This is a genomic window from Rhizobium sp. Leaf371 (assembly GCF_001424045.1).
GTDB lineage: Bacteria > Pseudomonadota > Alphaproteobacteria > Rhizobiales > Rhizobiaceae > Ferranicluibacter.
Genome location: NZ_LMQB01000023.1, coordinates 24,330 through 42,950, shown reverse-complemented (window position 1 = coordinate 42,950; position 18,621 = coordinate 24,330). Strand labels below are relative to the sequence as shown.

The 18,621-nt window shown below is 65.3% G+C and carries 15 protein-coding genes; 5 read left to right on the top strand and 10 right to left on the bottom strand.

Features of this window, described 5'->3' with window-relative positions; all coding sequences use genetic code 11:
• Positions 1-203: 203 nt before the first annotated feature.
• Both ASG39_RS10945 and ASG39_RS10940 read right to left on the bottom strand, forming a co-directional pair.
• Positions 204-2,168 carry a HAMP domain-containing methyl-accepting chemotaxis protein gene (locus tag ASG39_RS10945; protein ID WP_062595046.1) on the bottom strand — a complete coding sequence of 655 codons (1,965 nt, stop codon included), beginning with the start codon at positions 2,166-2,168 and terminating at the stop codon, positions 204-206.
• A 564-nt stretch (positions 2,169-2,732) separates the two neighbouring features.
• On the bottom strand, positions 2,733-3,125 hold the full coding sequence (locus ASG39_RS10940; protein WP_062595045.1) for a hypothetical protein: 393 nt from the start codon (positions 3,123-3,125) through the stop codon (positions 2,733-2,735).
• Between the two features lie 323 nt (positions 3,126-3,448).
• On the opposite strand from ASG39_RS10940, the gene ASG39_RS10935 reads away from it, so the two are divergent.
• Together ASG39_RS10935 and solA are read left to right on the top strand one after the other, a co-directional pair.
• Complete coding sequence (locus ASG39_RS10935) at positions 3,449-4,678, top strand: hypothetical protein (RefSeq protein WP_062595044.1); 1,230 nt, start codon at positions 3,449-3,451, stop codon at positions 4,676-4,678.
• Between the two features lie 154 nt (positions 4,679-4,832).
• Entirely contained in the window at positions 4,833-6,017 is a 1,185-nt protein-coding gene (gene solA, locus ASG39_RS10930; protein WP_062595043.1) for an N-methyl-L-tryptophan oxidase, read from the top strand.
• Between the two features lie 151 nt (positions 6,018-6,168).
• Here solA and ASG39_RS10925 read toward each other — a convergent pair whose 3' ends face one another.
• From ASG39_RS10925 to hutI, 5 genes are read right to left on the bottom strand one after another with little or no spacing between them, the layout of a single operon-like run.
• On the bottom strand, positions 6,169-6,732 hold the full coding sequence (locus tag ASG39_RS10925) for a HutD family protein (protein ID WP_062595042.1): 564 nt from the start codon (positions 6,730-6,732) through the stop codon (positions 6,169-6,171).
• A 19-nt stretch (positions 6,733-6,751) separates the two neighbouring features.
• Positions 6,752-8,425 carry a urocanate hydratase gene (hutU, locus tag ASG39_RS10920; RefSeq protein WP_062595041.1) on the bottom strand — a complete coding sequence of 558 codons (1,674 nt, stop codon included), beginning with the start codon at positions 8,423-8,425 and terminating at the stop codon, positions 6,752-6,754.
• Positions 8,426-8,438: 13 nt separating this feature from the next.
• Positions 8,439-9,242: an N-formylglutamate deformylase gene (hutG, locus tag ASG39_RS10915; protein ID WP_062595040.1), complete on the bottom strand. Its 804-nt coding sequence runs from the start codon at positions 9,240-9,242 to the stop codon at positions 8,439-8,441.
• 1 nt (position 9,243) lies between these two features.
• Positions 9,244-10,779: a histidine ammonia-lyase gene (gene hutH, locus ASG39_RS10910; RefSeq protein WP_062595039.1), complete on the bottom strand. Its 1,536-nt coding sequence runs from the start codon at positions 10,777-10,779 to the stop codon at positions 9,244-9,246.
• Between the two features lie 40 nt (positions 10,780-10,819).
• Positions 10,820-12,061 carry an imidazolonepropionase gene (gene hutI / locus ASG39_RS10905; RefSeq protein WP_062595551.1) on the bottom strand — a complete coding sequence of 414 codons (1,242 nt, stop codon included), beginning with the start codon at positions 12,059-12,061 and terminating at the stop codon, positions 10,820-10,822.
• A gap of 129 nt (positions 12,062-12,190) precedes the next feature.
• Between hutI and ASG39_RS10900 the strand changes: the two genes are divergently transcribed.
• Positions 12,191-13,633, top strand: coding sequence for a formimidoylglutamate deiminase (locus ASG39_RS10900; protein ID WP_062595038.1), 1,443 nt, complete (start codon positions 12,191-12,193; stop codon positions 13,631-13,633).
• A 258-nt stretch (positions 13,634-13,891) separates the two neighbouring features.
• Here the strand turns inward: ASG39_RS10900 and ASG39_RS10895 are convergent, their stop codons facing one another.
• A complete protein-coding gene (locus ASG39_RS10895) occupies positions 13,892-14,773 on the bottom strand; it encodes a LysR family transcriptional regulator (RefSeq protein WP_062595037.1) in 882 nt (293 codons plus the stop codon).
• A gap of 119 nt (positions 14,774-14,892) precedes the next feature.
• On the opposite strand from ASG39_RS10895, the gene ASG39_RS10890 reads away from it, so the two are divergent.
• Both ASG39_RS10890 and rirA read left to right on the top strand, forming a co-directional pair.
• Positions 14,893-16,389, top strand: a complete 1,497-nt coding sequence (locus ASG39_RS10890; protein ID WP_062595036.1) for a CoA-acylating methylmalonate-semialdehyde dehydrogenase — start codon at positions 14,893-14,895, stop codon at positions 16,387-16,389.
• Between the two features lie 283 nt (positions 16,390-16,672).
• Complete coding sequence (rirA, locus tag ASG39_RS10885) at positions 16,673-17,152, top strand: iron-responsive transcriptional regulator RirA (protein WP_062595035.1); 480 nt, start codon at positions 16,673-16,675, stop codon at positions 17,150-17,152.
• A gap of 70 nt (positions 17,153-17,222) precedes the next feature.
• On the opposite strand, the gene ASG39_RS10880 is transcribed toward rirA, so the two are convergent.
• Both ASG39_RS10880 and ASG39_RS10875 read right to left on the bottom strand, forming a co-directional pair.
• Positions 17,223-17,609, bottom strand: a complete 387-nt coding sequence (locus tag ASG39_RS10880) for a response regulator (RefSeq protein WP_062595034.1) — start codon at positions 17,607-17,609, stop codon at positions 17,223-17,225.
• An 80-nt stretch (positions 17,610-17,689) separates the two neighbouring features.
• Positions 17,690-18,400 carry a helix-turn-helix transcriptional regulator gene (locus ASG39_RS10875; RefSeq protein ID WP_062595033.1) on the bottom strand — a complete coding sequence of 237 codons (711 nt, stop codon included), beginning with the start codon at positions 18,398-18,400 and terminating at the stop codon, positions 17,690-17,692.
• Positions 18,401-18,621 lie beyond the last annotated feature (221 nt).

Genomic DNA, 18,621 nt, shown 5'->3' with positions numbered 1-18,621 from the left:
CATCGAGCTCTACAGCCGTTCCGGCAAGGACGGGCGGACAACGGATTACATCTTTGACGAGGTCACCCGGGTTCCTCGGCGTCTGTTCATGTGCCGTTGCCGAAACCTCCCGTCAAACTGACCAACACGCGCCACAATGGAAAACGCCACCCGCGATGTCTCGCGGATGGCGTCGTCATGCTGTCGACCTTCCGTCCAGTGGATCAGAAGTCTTCCCAGGTCTGCTGCACGGCGGCGTTGCCGGCGAAGGAGCGGGCGATCTGGGTGTTCATCTTGCGGGCCGGGGAGGGGGCGGGGCGGTGGCTGGCATTGGCGGCGGCGACGGGCTCCCGGGAGGGGGCGCGTTTGATGTCGCCGAACTGGAAGCGGCTGATGAGGTCGCGCAGGCGTTCGGCTTCGCCGGCAAGCGTGGCGCTCGCCGCATTGCTTTCCTCCACCATGGCCGCGTTCTGCTGCGTCACCTGGTCCATCTGGTTGACCGCCGTGTTGACCTCCGAAAGGCCGACCGACTGCTCGCGGGCCGATGTGGCAATCGCGTCCATATGCTGGTTGATGGTGACGATGTAGCCTTCGATGGTCTTCAGCGCCTCGCCCGTTTCGCTGACGAGCTTCACGCCGCCCTGCACCTCGACCGAGGAAATGCGGATCAGGTCCTTGATTTCCTTGGCAGCCTTGGCCGAGCGCTGGGCGAGTTCGCGCACTTCCTGGGCGACGACGGCAAAGCCCTTGCCGGCTTCTCCGGCGCGTGCCGCTTCGACGCCGGCGTTGAGCGCGAGCAGATTGGTCTGGAAGGCGATCTCGTCGATGACGCTGATGATGTTGGCGACCTGGCTCGAGGACTGCTCGATCTTCTGCATGGCATCGACCGCGTCCGCCACGACCCGTCCGGAATGTCCGGCGCTCGTGTTCGCCTGCACGGCGACCGAGCGGGCCTCTTCGGCGCGTTTCGAGGAGTTCGTGACGTTGACGGTGATTTCATCGAGCGCCGCGGCGGTTTCTTCCAGCGATGCGGCCTGCTGCTCCGTCCGGCGGGAGAGATCGTCGGTGCTCTGGCTGATCTCGCGCGTGCCGTTGTCGATCTGCGTCGTCGCCTGGGCAACGGAGAGAAGCGTGGCGGACAGCTGGGCGATGGCGCCGTTCAGGTCGTGGCGAAGCGCCTCGAAATCCTGTGCGAAGGCCTGATCGAGCTGGAAGCCGAGATCGCCGCTCGCAAGACGGCGCAGGCCGGTGGCGAGGCCCGACGTCGCCTGCTGCATGCGCTCGCGGGCAGAGGCCTCGGCTTCGGCCGTCAGGCGCTCGCGTTCGGCTTCGGCGTGGGCGCGGGCGGCTTCCGCTTCCTGCTCCAGCCGCTTGTTGCTGATGGCGGACTGGCGGAACACCTCGACGGCGTCGGCCATCTCGCCGATCTCATCCTTGCGCGCGGTGTGGCCGAGCACGATGTCGGTCTGGCCGGCCGCCAGCTGGCGCATGGCCTGCGTCATCAGGCGGATCGGGCGACCGACGCTGCGCACCAGAACGATGGCGGATGCGATGAGAAGGAGAATGATCGCCGCGTTGATGGCCAGCGAGATGGTGCGGGCCTGCGCGACCATCGCCTGCAGCGATGCCTTCGCTGCGGCGGTGATCTCGGTCGCGGTCTTCACGGCGTCGTTGATGAGCTGGTTTGCGGTTTCCGCAACCTTCGTGTTGTCGGTCGCGGTGGTGGCGACGGCGGCCGCCATCTCCTCGAGCGTCAGCTTTCGGCCGCCAACCTTTTGAAACGCCGCCAGAATATCGCCGGTGCGCTTCTGCGAAATCGTCTGGTAATCCGTCAGCCGTGCGGCGATCTGCTTCAGCGTGTCGCGCTCCGGCGCCACCTCGAGCGGCTTCTGCAGCCCGGCGATCCCGTTGTCGAAATAGGTCTTGACGTCGGCCATCGCCTTTTGCGCTTCGGCGTCGCTGTTGACGAGACGCAGCCCGCGCGAGGCAAACCGCATATTGCTCAAGGCGAGCTTGGCATTGACGACTCCGTCGAGAACGATCTGCTCGCGCTCCAGGAGAGCATTGCCCTCGGCCGTTTTCGCATCGCTGATCGTCTGGTTCGAGATCATGCCGATCACGAGAAGAATGCTCACGCCGGACGTGATCATCAACTTGGTGCCGACCTTGGCATTTTCAAAAAGGGACATGGGCTCTCTCGATGCGCGTTGCGGGCAAATTCGGGGCGTGGGGGCATAAGGGGGATGCAAGAGGGGGCATGGGGAATGATGGCCGCACGAAGGCTTTGCCGGCCCCCGGCAGGGCGGCAGCAGAATCCAGTGCGTCATGGGATGCTGTCGGACCTGCCGGCATCATGCCTGCAGCCCGTTCGCTAAAACTTACAGCGACAAGCTAAAGAAAGTTTGAATTTTTTAGTACAACGTTAGGCAGTGAGAACCTTGCCGATTGTCTGCCGAAATGGCGCCCGCTCACTGTCTTGCGCTGATGGGGCTCCGCCTTTTGGGGTGCCCGCTGACATGGCACTCGCAGACATGGCACCCGCAGACACGGCATCGGCGTGCGAGGAGCCGCCGATCGGGCGCAAGCGTCCGGCCGGCGAACCGTCGGTCCGTGCTGTCAGGCGCGGATCGGGAGAAATCTAGAGGGATCTGGCTGTGCGCGCCCCGGCACCTCGAGGAAACGGCGCCACGAGGAAACGGCGCGCGCGGCGCCGTTTCGTTTTCGTCGCGTCCTGCCGTTATCGGCGGCGGGGATCAGCGGATGCAGGGATATTCGCAGATATCCACGGGGCGGCGGGGCACGCGGCGATCGTCGTCGCGGTCGCGGCGGTAGCCATTGTCACCGGCGTCGCGGTCTGCCGCTTCCCGGCGCACGCGGCGGTCGCTGCTGTAGCGGTCGCGGTTGTCGTCCCGTGTACGGTCAGATCGGTCGGAGCGGTCATACCGGTCATAGTTGGGACGGCGGTCGCGCTCGACATAGACGGGCGTGCGATAGGTGTCGTAGCGCGACTGGCGGATGTAGACGCCGCTCGACGAATAGCGCGGGCCGCTATCGTAGCGAACGCCGTTGCCGACGGAGCCGTCATCGACGCAGCCGGCGAGAAGCGCGGTGGAGGAGAGAAGAAGGACAGAGAGCACGGCACGCATGGGATCAACCTTTCAAGGTGGCAATCGGCAAGACAACGAGCGCAAAACGGAACGTCCCCTGTTGCCGCCTTCGGCAGAGAGATGTCGTCGTCCTGTGTGCGCCCTCGAATATGAACGGCAGCCGAACATCATCCTTGTCAGGACGGGGCAGGATTGCCAAACCCTCCAGGCTGATGCATGGAGCGTCTGAAGACGGATATGCATCACACCTTAAAAAGAGCAAGTCCGGTGACGAAGCGGCGGCATGCTTTGGCCGCACCACATTCCGCTCGGTAACCGCGGGGGCGCAGTCCGGTCTCCGGAAGAACGATGAGAGTGGGTTTATGATCCAAGGCGACGCATCCATCGTCCGCAGGCGGATCGTCCTGCATTTCCCGGGCTTCGAGCCGCTGAACGCGCAGGCGCATCGGGCGCGCTATGCCCGGGCCGCAGCCCAGAGCGCGCGCGTCTGGGACCTGTCGTTCGACGTCGGGCCTCTCGTGGACGGCGCACATGTCCCCTTCTTCGATGTCACCGGCGCATTGCCGGGCGCCACGGGGACGGGCGCCACGGGGATGGCCGGTACGGAAAGCCGCGTCCACATCTTCGATCATCACCGGCTGGTCGCCCTGCTGGCGGAGAAGCCGTTTCATCGGCGGCTGCTCGCAGGTTATGCCAGTGCGGCGCGGGTGGTCCGGCAGGGCGGGCTCAGCGGCTATTTCCGCCATGCCTGGCGCTTCGGTCTCTTCTTCGTCTTCCCGTTTCTGCTGGTCGCGCTGGCAGTCCTCGCGTCCCTCGGCGTGGCACTCGCTCCGCTGGTCCTCGGTTTCCCCGCGTGGAACCTCGTCTGGAGCGTGCCGGCCGCCGCCGCGCTGTTCCGCTACGGTCTCATGCCCCCCGCCGAGCGGCTGCACACGCTCCATCTCTTTGCCGATTGGGAGCTTGCCGTCGCCATGGCGTCGCTCGATCGTCCGGATGTCGACCGCTGGCTGGAAACAGCCATCGCGTCCGCGCGCGCGGTGCTTGTCGAGGCACGCGACACGGGCTGCGACGAGGTGTTGGTCACGTCGCACAGCATGGGCTCCACCGTCGCCGCCCATGTCATCGGCGCTCTGCTGGAGCGCGAGCCGGCTTTGATGCGCGGGCACCGCATCACCTTCGTCACGCTCGGCGGCGCCATCCTGCAATGCGCGCTGCTTCGCCCGGCCACCCGCCTGCGCGCCCGTGTCGGCCTACTCGCACGCGCGCCCGGGCTCGACTGGCTGGAGGTCCAATGCCTGACGGACTCGATCCATTTCTACAAGGCGCAGGTGGTCGCAGCCTCCGGCCATCCCGATGCACCGCCGGCGCGCATCGTGACGATCCGGCTGAAACACATCCTGACGGCCGAGCGCTACAAGCGCATCAAGCTCGATTTCCTGCGGGTGCACCGGCAATACGTGCTCGGCCCGGACCGCAGAGCCTCGTTCGATTTCACCCTCATGACGGCCGGCCCGCTGCCGGCCTTCGATTTCGCGACGTTCTCGCAGGCGACTTTGCCGCCGATCCCCGCCGTCGAGAGCCCCGCATCTTGAAGCCTGGCGCTGGCCACCAGACGCGATTATCGCTGAAAAATTTCCCTCTCGCGCCCTGCGCCGCGATATGGTTTATCCCTCTCTGCAGAGCGTGACGGGCCGTTGACGACCGGCATGCCATGACGCACAAGCCGACGACCGGAAGGATTTCCCCATGACTGCCCGCTTCGATGTCGCCATTGTCGGTCTCGGTGCCATGGGCAGCGCGGCCGCGGCCCATCTGGCCGCCCGCGGCGTCTCGGTCATCGGGTTCGATGCCTCTTATCCCGCCCATGGGCTCGGCTCCTCCCATGGCGATAGCCGGCTCATTCGCCTCGGCTATTTCGAAGATCCCTCCTACGTGCCGCTGCTGCAGCGCGCCTATGCCAATTGGCGGGCGATGGAGGGCCGGCTGCGCGAGGATATCTTGACGATCACCGGCGTGCTGCAGATCGGCCTGCCCGACAGCAAGATCGTCAGCGGCACCCGCAAGAGCAGCGAAATCTACGGCCTGTCTGCCGAAACGCTGGACGCGGCGACCCTGCGCGCGCGCCATCCCGCCTTTGCGATCGATGACGACGAGATCGCGGTGCTCGATCCGCAGGGCGGCTATCTCCGGCCGGAAGCCGCCGTCATGGGCTATGTGAAGCTCGCCGCGAGCGATGGCGCGGCCCTGCATTTCGGAGAGAAGGTCATCGCCATCCACCCGGAAACCGATGGCATCGCGATCGAAACCGCCACCGGGCGCATCAGCGCCGGCAAGGTCATCGTCGCCACGGGATCGTGGATCGCCGACCTCGTTCCGGATCTCGCCGGCAAGGCCGTGCCGATCAAGCAGGTCGTCGCCTGGTACCAGCCGAAGGACGGCTTCGTCACCACCCCGCAGCGCATGCCCGCCTTCATTCGCGACGAGGGCGAGGGGGGCTCCTATTTCGGCTTCCCGGCCATCGGCGTCGATGGCATCAAGGTCGGGCGCCACGCGCATTTCATGGAGGAAATCGACCCGCATGCGCCCAATCCGCCGGTCGATGCGCGCGACACGGACCTGCTCGACGCGTTCGTCCGCCACCGGCTGCCGGTTGCGGCCGGCCTGCGCGTCCGCGCGACGACCTGCCGTTACACCATGCTGCCGAGCGAGGACTTCCTGATCGACCTCCTGCCGTCCGACCCGCGCATCGTCGTGGCGTCCCCCTGTTCCGGCCACGGCTTCAAGTTCACCAGCGTCGTCGGCGAAATCCTCGCCGACCTCGCCCTCGACGGCGGCACGCCCCTGCCCATCGAAGCGTTTTCGTTCGAAGCCATGAACCGCTTCATCGCCGCAAAGGGCACGCAAGCGGACCTCGAAAATCCGTCGCTCTGAGCGGCGAGACGGACCCATTCTCCTCCCGTCTTTCGGACGTGATCCGGAACCCGGCCATCTCACCTCCTCGAGATGGAAAGATTGCTAAACCAGCCGCCGAAGCGCGCGGGATCAAACAGCCCACGGGAAATGACAGGGACGGGGCCACCCGTCAGAACCCCTCCGCCGTATCGATCCGCACGAGAAAAACCGCCACCGGCTCAGCGGCCGCAACGGTGACGTCGCCCTCCAGCAGCATGGCATCGAGACGACCGAGCCGCACCGAACCCACGCGGATCTCACCCATCGACAGCAGCATCAGCGTCCCGCCCCGATGCGTCACCGCCGTCGCGCCGTCGATGATGCGCCGCTCGACGGTATGCCCGAACGCCCCGCGCCGTGTCATCACGTTGAGATCGGTGATCGCGCCATCCACCAATGTCGCGTCGGTCGCGGCATCGGCGGGAAAGGCCAGCGGCGCATCCTGCACCGTCAGTGTTACGGGTTCGCGCCCCGCGATCTCCAGCACCATGCCCCGACCGTCCAGGATCGACAGGGTCCGGTCCACACCCGAAAAGATCGAGAACGGCCCATCCGTCGCGACCGAAGCCATGCTGATCCGCCAGCCGAACGTCTCCAGCGAGGCGCTCGGCGGAAAGACGGCGATTTCCACGGTCTCGCCGCCGCCGTTCTTCCACGGCATGCGGCGATGGTCCCTGTTGCGAAGGACCTTCATGTGGAACCGTGTCCCGTCATCAGTTGCCGAGAATGCCCGGCAGGCGCAGGCCCTTGTCGCGAGCGCAATCGAGCGCGATGTCGTATCCGGCATCCGCATGGCGCATGACGCCGGTCGCCGGGTCGTTCCACAGCACCCGCTCGATGCGGCGGTCGGCATCCTCGGAGCCGTCGCAGCAGATAACGACGCCGGAATGCTGGCTGAAGCCCATGCCGACGCCGCCGCCGTGATGCAGCGACACCCAGGTCGCGCCCGAGGCGGTGTTGAGCAGCGCGTTGAGGAGCGGCCAGTCCGACACGGCATCCGAGCCGTCCTTCATCGCCTCGGTCTCGCGGTTGGGCGAGGCGACGGAGCCGCTGTCGAGATGGTCGCGGCCGATGACGATGGGGGCGGAAAGCTCGCCGGTGCGCACCATCTCGTTGAAGGCGAGGCCCAGCCGGTGGCGATCGCCAAGGCCCACCCAGCAGATGCGCGCAGGCAGGCCCTGGAAGGCGATGCGCTCGCCGGCCATGTCGAGCCAGTTGTGCAGATGCTTGTTGTCGGGCAGCAGTTCCTTCACCTTCGCGTCGGTCTTGCGGATATCCTCGGGATCGCCGGAGAGCGCCGCCCAGCGGAACGGGCCGATGCCGCGGCAGAACAGCGGACGGATATAGGCCGGTACGAAACCGGGGAAGTCGAAGGCGTTTTCGAGGCCCTCGTCCTTGGCGACCTGCCGGATATTGTTGCCGTAGTCGAAGGTCGGAATGCCCCTCTGCTGAAACGCGATCATCGCTTCCACATGGTCGCGCATCGAGGCACGGGCGGCCTTTTCCACGGCTTTCGGATCGCTTTCGCGCGTCTCGCGCCATTGCGCCATGGTCCAGCCCTTCGGCAGATAGCCGTTGATCGGATCGTGGGCGGAGGTCTGGTCGGTCACCATGTCGGGCCGGATGCCGCGACGGACCATCTCGGGGAAGATATCCGCCGCATTGCCGAGCAGGCCGACGGATTTCGCCTCGCCGGCAGCCGTCCAGCGCTGGATCATCTCCATCGCCTCGTCCAGCGTCTCGGCGCGGGCATCGACATAGCGGGTGCGAATGCGGAAATCGATGCTGTCGGGGTTGCACTCCACTGCGAGGCAGCAGGCGCCGGCCATGACGGCCGCCAGCGGCTGCGCGCCGCCCATGCCGCCGAGCCCGCCGGTCAGCACCCAGCGCCCGGTCAGATTGCCGTCATAATGCTGGCGCCCGGCTTCCACGAAGGTCTCGTAGGTGCCCTGCACGATGCCCTGGCTGCCGATATAGATCCACGAGCCCGCGGTCATCTGGCCGTACATGGCCAGGCCCTTCTTATCCAGCTCGTTGAAGTGATCCCAGGTCGCCCAATGCGGCACGAGGTTGGAATTGGCGATCAGCACGCGCGGTGCGTCCTTGTGCGTGCGGAAGATGCCGACCGGCTTGCCGGACTGCACCATCAGCGTCTCGTCTTCCTCCAGATCGCGTAGCGACGCGACGATCTGGTCGAAATCCGCCCAGGTGCGCGCCGCCCGGCCGATGCCGCCATAGACGACCAGCTCGTGCGGGTTCTCGGCGACATCGGGGTCGAGATTGTTCATCAGCATGCGCAGCGGCGCTTCGGTCATCCAGGATTTCGCGGTCAGCTCGGTGCCGCGGGCAGCGCGGATCTCGCGGATATTGTGGCGCGGGTTCGTCATCGGTTTTCCCCTTTTATGAGTGTGCGAGCGTGGGCGCGATGCGCGCGATGCGCTCGAGAATGTCTTTCAAATGGCGGCGAAGCGGCTCGGCCTTTTGCGGGTCATAGGCAAAGGGTGGCGCTTCGGTCGCCAGATGCGTGGATTGCGCCAGCTCCATCTGGATCGCATGGACGCCTTCGGTCGGCCGGCCGTAATGTCGCGTCGTCCAGCCGCCCTTGAAGCGGCCGTTGAGCACGCTGTCATAGCCTGTCGCCGCCTTGGCGATCTCGACCGTGGCCGTCTCTATCTCCGGCGCGCAGGTCCGGCCGTTGTCGGTGCCGATGTTGAAGTCCGGCAGCTTGCCGGAAAACAGGAAGGGAATATGCGACCGGATCGAGTGGCAGTCATAGAGGATCGCCACGCCATGCAGCGCCTTCACCCGCGCGATTTCGGCGGCGAGCGCCGCGTGATAGGGCTGGTGGAAGGCGTGCAGGCGCGCTGCGATGTCGTCGATTGTCGGCTCCGAACCTTGCTGCCAGATCGGCGCGCCGTCGAAGTCCGTTTCCGGCACCAGCCCCGTCGTGTTCTGTCCGGGATAGAGGCTGCCCCCGTCCGGATCGCGATTGGCGTCGATCACGTAGCGGTGGAAGGTGGCGCGCACGGTGGTGACGTCGGCAAGCAAGCCGTCATAGAGCCTGTGGATATGCCAGTCGGTATCGGCAAGGATCCGGCCATTGTCGTTCAGCCGCGCGGCGATGTCGGCCGGCACGTCCGTTCCCGTATGCGGAAAGGCGAGAATAACGGGCGAGGTGCCGCGGTCGATCTCGAAAACGGCCATCTCAGACCTCCAGAACCGGCAGCAGACCATCGGACACGGCGGCGTTCAGCCGGCCGTCGGCGACGATGTCGCGCGCGGCCTTGAGGTCGGTCGCCATATAGCGGTCGGTCTCGAGCGTCGGCACCACGGTGCGGATCGCGGCGATGACGTTCGACAGTTCGGGGCTGGACACCAGCGGCGCGCGGAAATCGATGCCCTGTGCGGCCGTCAGCGCCTCGATGCCGATGATGGAGAACAGATTGTCCGTCATCTGCAACAGCCGCCGCGCGCCGTGGCAGGCCATGGAGACGTGGTCTTCCTGATTGGCGGAGGTCGGCGTCGAATCGACCGAGGCCGGATGCGACATCTGCTTGTTCTCGCTCATCAGCGCCGCGGATGTCACCTCGGCGATCATCAGCCCGGAATTCAACCCCGGCGTCTTCGCGAGAAAGGCCGGCAGGCCGTAGGAGAGGGCGGGATCGACCAGAAGCGCGATGCGCCGCTGGGCGATCGCCCCGATCTCGCAGACCGCCAGAGCGATCTGGTCGGCGGCAAAGGCCACCGGCTCGGCATGGAAGTTGCCGCCGGAAACGACCGAATTGTCGGAGAGCACCAGCGGATTGTCGGTCACCGCATTGGCCTCGATCTCCAGCGTGCGGGCGACGGAGCGCAGCAGGTCGAGGCAGGCGCCGTCCACCTGCGGCTGGCAGCGGATGCAATAGGGGTCCTGCACGCGCTCGTCGCCCTCGATATGGCTTTCGCGGATCACCGAACCCTTGAGCAGGCTGCGAAGGGCGGCGGCCGCGTCAATCTGGCCCTGATGGCCGCGCAGCGTGTGGATATCCGGATGGAACGGCGCCGAAGAGCCCATGGCCGCATCGGTCGACAGCGCGCCGGTGATTAGCGCCGATTGCGCCGCGCGATGCGCCCGGAACAGCCCGGCCAGTGCCAGCGCGGTCGAAACCTGCGTGCCGTTGATCAGCGCCAGCCCCTCCTTGGCGGCAAGGACCACGGGCGCAAGGCCCGCCCGTTCCAGCGCGGTGCGCCCATCGAGCCGTGCGCCGTCGAAGAAGGCCTCGCCTTCGCCCATCATGACCGCGGCCATATGCGCGAGCGGCGCGAGATCGCCGGATGCGCCGACGGAGCCTTTTTCCGGGATGACGGGAATGACGCCCCGCTCCAGCATGGCCTCGATCAGCCGCACGAGTTCCAGCCGCACGCCGGAGGCGCCGCGCCCGAGCGAGACGAGCTTGAGCGCCATGATCAGCCGCACGATGGTGTCGGCCAGCGGCTCGCCGACGCCGCAGCAATGCGACAGGATGAGATTGCGCTGCAGCGTCGCGACATCGGCCGCATCGATGCGGATGCTCGCCAGTTTGCCGAAGCCGGTATTGATACCGTAGACCGGGGCATTGCCGCCGGCGATCTCGGCGATCCGCGCCGCAGCCTTTTCGATGCCGGCATCAAACGACGGATCGAGCCGGGCGGGCTCGCCGGTCCAGTAGAGCGTTTCGAGGGTGGAGAGGGGCACGGAGCCCGGCTGCAGAACAAGCGTCATGGCGAAGTCCTAAAGGTCTGGCGGGACGGGGCCCACGCGATCAATGTCCGTTGCGGATTCGGGCATGGAGCGGGTTGAACCCCATGCGGTAGACGAGTTCGGCCGGGCGGGTCACCGACCAGATCGCGAGATCGGCCCGCTTGCCCACCTCCAGCGTTCCCACCTCGTCGACGAGCCCCAGCGCCCGAGCCGCCTCGCGCGTCACCCCGGCGATGCACTCCGTCACGGTCATGCCGAAGAGCGTTGCGGCCATGTTCAGGGTGAGGAGAAGCGAGGTCAACGGCGACGTGCCCGGATTGTTGTCGGTCGCGATCGCCATCGCGACGCCCGCCTGCCGGAAGAGATCGATCGGCGGCTTCTTCGTCTCGCGGATGAAGTAGAAGGCGCCGGGAAGGATGACGGCCACGGTGCCGCTTGCGGCCATGGCCTCCGCGCCGGCGGCATCGGTATATTCCAGATGATCGGCCGACAGCGCGCCATAGTCGGCGGCAAGGGCCGCGCCATGCAGGTTGGAAAGCTGGTCCGCATGCAGCTTGACCGGGATACCCAAGGCCTTGGCGGCATCGAACACGCGCCGCATCTCGGCGGGCGAGAAGGCGATCCCCTCGCAGAACCCATCGACCGCATCCGCGAGCCCCTCGGCGACGAGCGCCGGCAGCATCTCGTCGGCCACTTTGGCGATATAGCCCGTGCTGTCGCCCTTGAACTCCGGCGGCAAAGCATGCGCGCCGAGAAAGGTCGTGCGCACGGTAACGTCGCGAAGTTCGCCGAGCCGGCGCGCGGCCCGCAGCGTCTTGCGTTCATGGGGAAGGTCGAGCCCGTAGCCCGACTTGATCTCGACGGTGGTCACGCCCTCGGCCATCAGCGCGTCGAGCCGGGGCAGGGACTGCGCGACGAGATCGTCTTCGCTGGCCTCCCGGAGCGCCCGAACGGAGGAAACGATGCCGCCGCCGGCCCGCGCGACCTCTTCGTACGTTGCGCCGGCGAGCCGCATCTCGAACTCGTTCGCCCGGTCGCCGGCATGCACCAGATGCGTATGGCAATCGATCAGCCCCGGCGTGATCAGCCGCCCGCCGCAATCGACGACACGCCCGGCGGCCTCACGTGCAAAAGGAAGGTCCGCTTCCGGCCCGGCATAGACGATCCGCCCGTTTAAAACGGCGATCGCGCCCTGTTCGACAAGGCCGAGGCCGGGCAAGGTGGGGTCGAGCGTGGCGAGCTGGGCATTGTGCCAGAGCGTGTCGCAGGCCGAGGCGCCCGACGCTGCCGATGGGGACTTCATGGAAGACATCGCTTTTCCCGCCTTTCCTTCGCTCATCATTATGTATATACAAATGATCACGGAGCGCAAGCCTCATTCTGGAGCTGCCGCGCGGTCGGGACCGGGAGCAGGACGATGGGAAGCCAGGCAATGGGACGGAAGGAAACGGGTCAGCTGAGAGACGGGGCGGCAGGAGAGACGACCACGATTTTCGCGGAATCCGCCCTTTTGCCGAATGGCTGGCATGACAATGTCAGGATCTCCTTTGCCGACGGCCGCATCGTTTCCGTCGAGGCAGAGGCAAAACCCGATGCCGGGTTGGAGGCTCGCGAGGAGCGCCACGCCGTCCTCGTCCCCGGCATGCCGAACCTCCACAGCCATGCCTTCCAGCGCGGCATGGCGGGCCTTGCCGAGGTGCGCGGCCCCGGCGCCGACAGTTTCTGGAGCTGGCGCACCGTCATGTACCGCTTCGCCCTGACGATGACGCCGGACCAGGTGGAGGCGGTCGCGGCCCAGCTCTACATGGAAATGCTCGAACAGGGCTTTTCCCGCGTCGGCGAATTCCACTATCTGCACCACGCCATCGACGGCCGCCCCTATGACGACAGCGCGGAAATGGCCGTCCGCATCGCCGCCGCCGCCTCCGACACCGGGATCGGCCTGACGCTCCTGCCGGTGTTCTACGCCCATTCCACCTTCGGCGGTGCCGCGCCGAGCGACGGCCAGCGGCGGTTCATCAACACGCTCGATGGTTTTGCCCGCCTGCTGGAGGGCTGCCGCACGGTCGTGGCCGGCCTGCCGGCCGCCCGCGTCGGCGTTGCCCCGCACAGCCTGCGCGCCGCGACGCCGGAGGAGATCGCGGCCGTCGTCTCGATGGCCGGGCAGGGGCCGATCCACATCCATGTCGCCGAACAGGTGAAGGAGGTCGAGGACTGCATCGCCTGGTCCGGCGCCCGCCCGGTCGAATGGCTGCTCGATCATGTCGGGCTCGATCCGCGCTGGTGCCTCATCCACGCGACCCACATGACCGATGACGAAACGGTGCGCATGGCCGCAAGCGGCGCGATCGCCGGCCTTTGCCCGATCACCGAGGCCAATCTCGGAGACGGAACGTTCAACGCCACCCTGTTCACGAAGGCCGGCGGGCGGTTCGGCATCGGCTCGGACAGCAACATCCTGATCGGCCTGCCGGACGAACTGCGCCAGCTCGAATATTCGCAGCGCTTGGCGCACCGCTCGCGCAATGTCCTGGCGGCTGCCGGGCAGTCGACCGGGCGGGCGCTCTTCGATGCTGCGGGGGCCGGCGGCGCCATCGCGCTCGGTGCCGATCCGGCCGCACCTTCAGGCCTTGCGGTCGGTGCTGCGGCCGATCTCGTCGCCCTCATGATGCCCGAGAGCGGCGCGCGACAGGACGCCGTGCTCGATGCCTGGCTGTTTGCCAACGGGACGCGGCCCGACAGCGTGTGGGTGGCCGGCAAACGACAGGTGACCGCCGGCCGGCATCATGCCCGCGCCCGCATCCTTGATCGCTTTTCGCGGGTGATGCGGGCTCTTGCGGCGCAACACGATCAGGTCTTGCCGGCAACCACCTAGAAATCAGTGCGCTGGCTTTACCGCGTATTAACCTTTCTGCCCGCACCGCGTGCCGGATAAGGGCATTTGTAAGGTCTCGTTAACGCCTTGCCGGCTAGACTTCGGCTGTTCGATGGAGAACCGAGGCGCATGATGCGCAGCTCGAAAACAATGGTGGATGATGTGCATGACGTGCAAAACGGGTCTGGCAATTCCGGCCGGCAAGGCCGGGATTGCCTGATAGACCGCCGTCTTCCCTGATCTCCAGACCCTCTCTCCTCACACGAAGATCGCCGTCTCCGCGGTCACCAGCTCCTGCAGAAAATCCACGACCGTGCGCACCCGCAGCAGGTCCCGCGCGCTCTCGTGATAGGTCGTCCAATAGGCGCGCCGGATGGTCGCCTCGGGCAGGATGCGGCGCAGCTCGCCGTGCTGGCGGGCGATGTAATTGTGCAGGATGCCGATGCCGGCACCGGACCGTACGGCCTCCGTCTGCCCGGTGGCGCTCGAAATCTCGAAGCCCGCATCCCAGTTGCGCATTACCTCGCCGGTAAAATCGAGCGAGGCCGTCCAGAGAAGATCCTCGACATAGCCGATCCGCCGATGCCGCTTCAGCGCCTCGATGCTGTCGGGCGTGCCGTGCTCGCGCAGATAGGCGTCGGAAGCATAGATACCGAGCGTGTAGTCGGTGAGCTTGGAGGAAACGAGGCGTCCCTGCTCGGGCCGCTCGAGCGTGATGGCGATATCCGCCTCGCGTTGCGACAGCGAGAAGGAGCGGGGAACCGGCACGAGCTGAATGCGCAGGGCCGGAAAACGAGCTGTCAGCCGGCCGAGCCGCGGTGCCAGAAAGGATACGCCGAAACCGTCCGGCGCCCCGATCCGCACCGTCCCGGCGACGGCGGTATCGACCCGGCCGACATGCGCCTGCGCCGCCAGCATCTCCGTCTCCATCCGCTCGGCGGCGTGAAAGAACACTTCGCCCTCCGCCGTCAGCTCGCAGCCATTGGTCCGCCGCACCAGAAGCCGGGTCTTCAGCGCCTCCTCCAACGCCGTCACCCGCCGGCTGAGCGTTGCATGGTTGACGCCGACGCGCTTCGACGCAGCCAGGATCTGCCCGGTGCGCGCGACCGCGAGAAACATCCGCACATCGTCCCAATTCACGCGACGAGACCTCCGTGTGTCGATTTCTGCACAACCGTTCCGGGTTTTCGCATGTTGATTTGTGCAGACTGTAGTGCGATCTTCCCGACAACAGCAACGACAATCTGGAGGAGACAGCCATGTACGAGATCGGTCATTTCATCGGCGGCGCGAAAGTTGCCGGCACCAGCGGCCGCACGAGCAACATCTTCAATCCGGCAACGGGCGAAGTCCAGGGCAAGGTGGCGCTCGCCAGCGACGCCGAACTCGCAGCAGCGGTCGAAAACGCCAAGGCGGCACAGCCGAAATGGGCGGCCACCAATCCGCAGCGCCGTGCCCGCGTCTTCATGAAGTTCGTGCAGCTCCTCAACGACAACATGGACGACCTCGCCGAAATGCTCTCGCGCGAGCACGGCAAGACCATCGACGACGCCAAGGGCGATATCGTCCGCGGTCTCGAAGTCTGCGAATTCGTCATCGGTATTCCGCATCTGTCGAAGAGCGAGTTCACCGAAGGCGCCGGCCCGAACATCGACATGTATTCGATCCGCCAGCCGGTCGGCATCGGCGCCGGCATCACGCCGTTCAACTTCCCGGGCATGATCCCGATGTGGATGTTCGCCCCGGCCATCGCCTGCGGCAATGCCTTCATCCTGAAGCCGTCCGAGCGCGATCCGTCCGTGCCGATCCGCCTGGCCGAACTGATGATCGAAGCGGGCCTGCCCGCCGGCATCCTCAACGTCGTCAATGGCGACAAGGGCGCGGTCGATGCGATCCTGACGCATCCCGACATTTCCGCCGTCTCCTTCGTCGGTTCCACGCCGATCGCCCGCTATGTCTATGGCACCGCGGCGATGAACGGCAAGCGCGCCCAGTGCTTCGGCGGCGCCAAGAACCACATGATCATCATGCCGGATGCCGACCTCGACCAGGCCGCCAACGCCCTGATGGGCGCGGGCTATGGCTCAGCCGGCGAGCGCTGCATGGCGATCTCGGTGGCCGTGCCCGTCGGCGAGGAAACCGCCAACCGCCTGATCGAGAAGCTGACGCCGATGGTCGAATCCTTGCGCATCGGCCCCTATACCGACGACAAGGCCGATCTCGGCCCCGTCGTCACCCGGGAAGCGCGCGACCGCATTCTCGGCCTGATCGACAAGGGCGTGGAAGCCGGCGCCGATCTCGTGGTCGATGGCCGCGGCTTCAAGCTGCAGGGCTATGAGGACGGATATTTCGTCGGCGGCTGCCTGTTCGACAATGTCACGCCGGACATGGACATCTACAAGACCGAAATCTTCGGCCCCGTCCTCTCCGTCGTCCGCGCCAAGACCTATGAGGAAGCGCTCGACCTGCCGATGAAGCACGAATACGGCAACGGCGTCGCGATCTACACCCGCGACGGCGATGCGGCCCGCGACTTCGCCTCGCGCATCAACATCGGCATGGTCGGCGTCAACGTTCCGATCCCCGTTCCGCTCGCCTACCACTCCTTCGGCGGCTGGAAGTCCTCGTCCTTCGGCGATCTCAACCAGCATGGCACGGACTCGATCAGGTTCTGGACCCGCACCAAGACCATCACCAGCCGCTGGCCCTCGGGCATCAAGGACGGTGCCGAGTTCGTCATGCCGACGATGAAGTAGACGCAAGCCTTTTACGCGGGCCGCACCGACCTTCGTAGCGGCTTTAAGAAAGCGACAGGCTTAAGTCCAAGGCCCTGAAGCGCAACGAGCGGATCTGAAAGACCGCGACGCGCTTCAGGCGATTTCGAGAAAAGGGCCTCGCAAGGGGCCCTTTTTTTCATGAGCATCTTTCTCGACATTCCGTCGTTTTGGAATTGTTCCAAACTGGCTGCCGTTCTATATGTAGCGGCGACAGGGAGTGGCGATCGATGGATTCGCCGGCGTCCGAGCATCGGAGTGAAGAATGCGCCTGACCAAGCAGACCAATTATGCCGTTCGCATGCTGATGTATTGTGCCGCAAACGAAGGCCGTCTGAGCCGCATTCCCGAGATTGCGCGCGCCTATGGCGTGTCCGAACTGTTTCTGTTCAAAATTCTCCAGCCGCTCAACAAGGCGGGTCTCGTGGAAACGGTCCGCGGCCGCAATGGCGGCGTCCGCCTGCCGAAGCCCGCCTCGCAGATCACGCTGTTCGATGTCGTCAAGGTGACGGAAGACAGCTTCTCGATGGCCGAATGCTTCGATGCGGGCGAAGTGGATTGCCCGCTGGTCGACAGCTGCGGCCTGAACACCGCGCTGCGCAAGGCGCTCAACGCCTTCTTCGACGTGCTCTCGCAATATTCGATCGACGATCTGGTCAAGTCCCGCCCGCAGATCAACTTCCTGCTGGGCCTTGATCCGCTTCCCTACGTCGCGCCGCCGGCCCAGCCCCAGACAGCTGCCTGAGCCTGCGCTCCAGACGATCGACATCCCGGAAAGAAGAGCGACGCGCCTGAAAAGACGCGTCGTTTTCGTGTCAGGATTTGACCAGATATTCCTGCAGCAGGAATTCGATGGCGGTCGGGTCCAGCTCGGCCTTGTCGAGCCGGAAATCGACGCCGTATTCCTGGAACGACTGAAAATAGGCGTCATCGAGCGAACCGGAGATCACGCCGACGGGGCCGATAAACCCTTTCTGGCGGATCAGGGGAACCGTCTCGCGAAAATCGCCATGCGGCGGCAGCCGATTGTCCACCAGCACCATGGCAATCGGGGTGCCGGAGCCGATGACATCGACCGCGGCTTCGATCGTATCGGAGTAGTGCAGCTGGATGGTGAAGGACTGAACCTTCGTCATCAATCGCCGCAGGATGACATGTTCGGACGGCTCGTCATCGATCAAAAGGATATGCAATATCGTCATCGGCTCAAATATTCCGGTTTCTAAAATGCCTAGTATAAGGTCGGATATGGAGGTTCAGGCGATCGGGCTTTCAAAGACATTCATTGGATGATTTGTTCCCTGATAGCCTTGGCGACCATTTGCGTTCGATTGACGACATCGAGTTTTTTCAGGATCGTCGCCGTATGAGAGTTGATCGTGTGTTCCGACACCGAAACGATCAGCGCAATCTCGCTGGCCGTCTTCCCATGGGAGATCCATCTGAGAATCTCGGTTTCGCGGGCCGTCAGGCCCATGCCGACCCGCGTCGCCAGGACGAACCGGTAGAAATAGTCGAACGCCGTGATGGAATTGTAGCAGAGCTCGACATGGCTCGTGCGGTCGATGTCGTCATTGTCCCCGAAATAGAGCACGACATAGCGCGTACCGACGATGCTGTGAACCGGCACGCAGGCCACGAGGTCGAAGCCGATCTGTGCGAGAAAGTCCGTTCCCGCCTTTGACGGCGCGGCATCCTCGGATGCGGCCGACCAGACGGAGGGCACGGTGGAGGCGTGGAGGCTTTTGAGAAGCAGGCAATCGGAAAACCGGTATCGCCGGTCATATTCCTCGGTCAGCCCGCTCGGCAGGTCGTGCAGAACCAGACGCGTGGAGAGCAGGGCGGGCTCCGCCTCCTGGCCGAGCTGCAACACGCCGAAGTGATCGAACCCGGCGCCCAGAGCCAGCATGTGGAAAACGCGGAAGAAATCGACGCGGTTCAGCGCTTTTTCGAGATCCTTCTGGAAATCGTAGCGTCTATAAGTATCCAGCAACGCTCCCACGTCGATGTTGCCCCTCTGACTGCCGGAATACTAGTTTAGCGGGCATTTGCGGCTTGGCAACTCCCCTAAAAAAGGTAAGTCGCGCCCGAAACAGCGCGCCGCCGCCCTTCCGCGGGCATCCTGCGCCCTCGATAACAGGAGCTTTCAGCCGACGACCGCGCCGCTGCGGTGGCTGTCTCGCTGCGGTCAGCGGCCTGCGCCGGCGCCAGGCG

Bases quoted from the DNA above. Each gene is read 5' to 3' on its own strand.
- ASG39_RS10945 (WP_062595046.1), bottom strand. From the start codon at position 2,168: ATGTCCCTTTTTGAAAATGCCAAGGTCGGCACCAAGTTGATGATCACG.
- ASG39_RS10940 (WP_062595045.1), bottom strand. From the start codon at position 3,125: ATGCGTGCCGTGCTCTCTGTCCTTCTTCTCTCCTCCACCGCGCTTCTC.
- ASG39_RS10935 (WP_062595044.1), top strand. From the start codon at position 3,449: ATGATCCAAGGCGACGCATCCATCGTCCGCAGGCGGATCGTCCTGCAT.
- solA (WP_062595043.1), top strand. From the start codon at position 4,833: ATGACTGCCCGCTTCGATGTCGCCATTGTCGGTCTCGGTGCCATGGGC.
- ASG39_RS10925 (WP_062595042.1), bottom strand. From the start codon at position 6,732: ATGAAGGTCCTTCGCAACAGGGACCATCGCCGCATGCCGTGGAAGAAC.
- hutU (WP_062595041.1), bottom strand. From the start codon at position 8,425: ATGACGAACCCGCGCCACAATATCCGCGAGATCCGCGCTGCCCGCGGC.
- hutG (WP_062595040.1), bottom strand. From the start codon at position 9,242: ATGGCCGTTTTCGAGATCGACCGCGGCACCTCGCCCGTTATTCTCGCC.
- hutH (WP_062595039.1), bottom strand. From the start codon at position 10,779: ATGACGCTTGTTCTGCAGCCGGGCTCCGTGCCCCTCTCCACCCTCGAA.
- hutI (WP_062595551.1), bottom strand. From the start codon at position 12,061: ATGAAGTCCCCATCGGCAGCGTCGGGCGCCTCGGCCTGCGACACGCTC.
- ASG39_RS10900 (WP_062595038.1), top strand. From the start codon at position 12,191: ATGGGACGGAAGGAAACGGGTCAGCTGAGAGACGGGGCGGCAGGAGAG.
- ASG39_RS10890 (WP_062595036.1), top strand. From the start codon at position 14,893: ATGTACGAGATCGGTCATTTCATCGGCGGCGCGAAAGTTGCCGGCACC.
- rirA (WP_062595035.1), top strand. From the start codon at position 16,673: ATGCGCCTGACCAAGCAGACCAATTATGCCGTTCGCATGCTGATGTAT.
- ASG39_RS10880 (WP_062595034.1), bottom strand. From the start codon at position 17,609: ATGACGATATTGCATATCCTTTTGATCGATGACGAGCCGTCCGAACAT.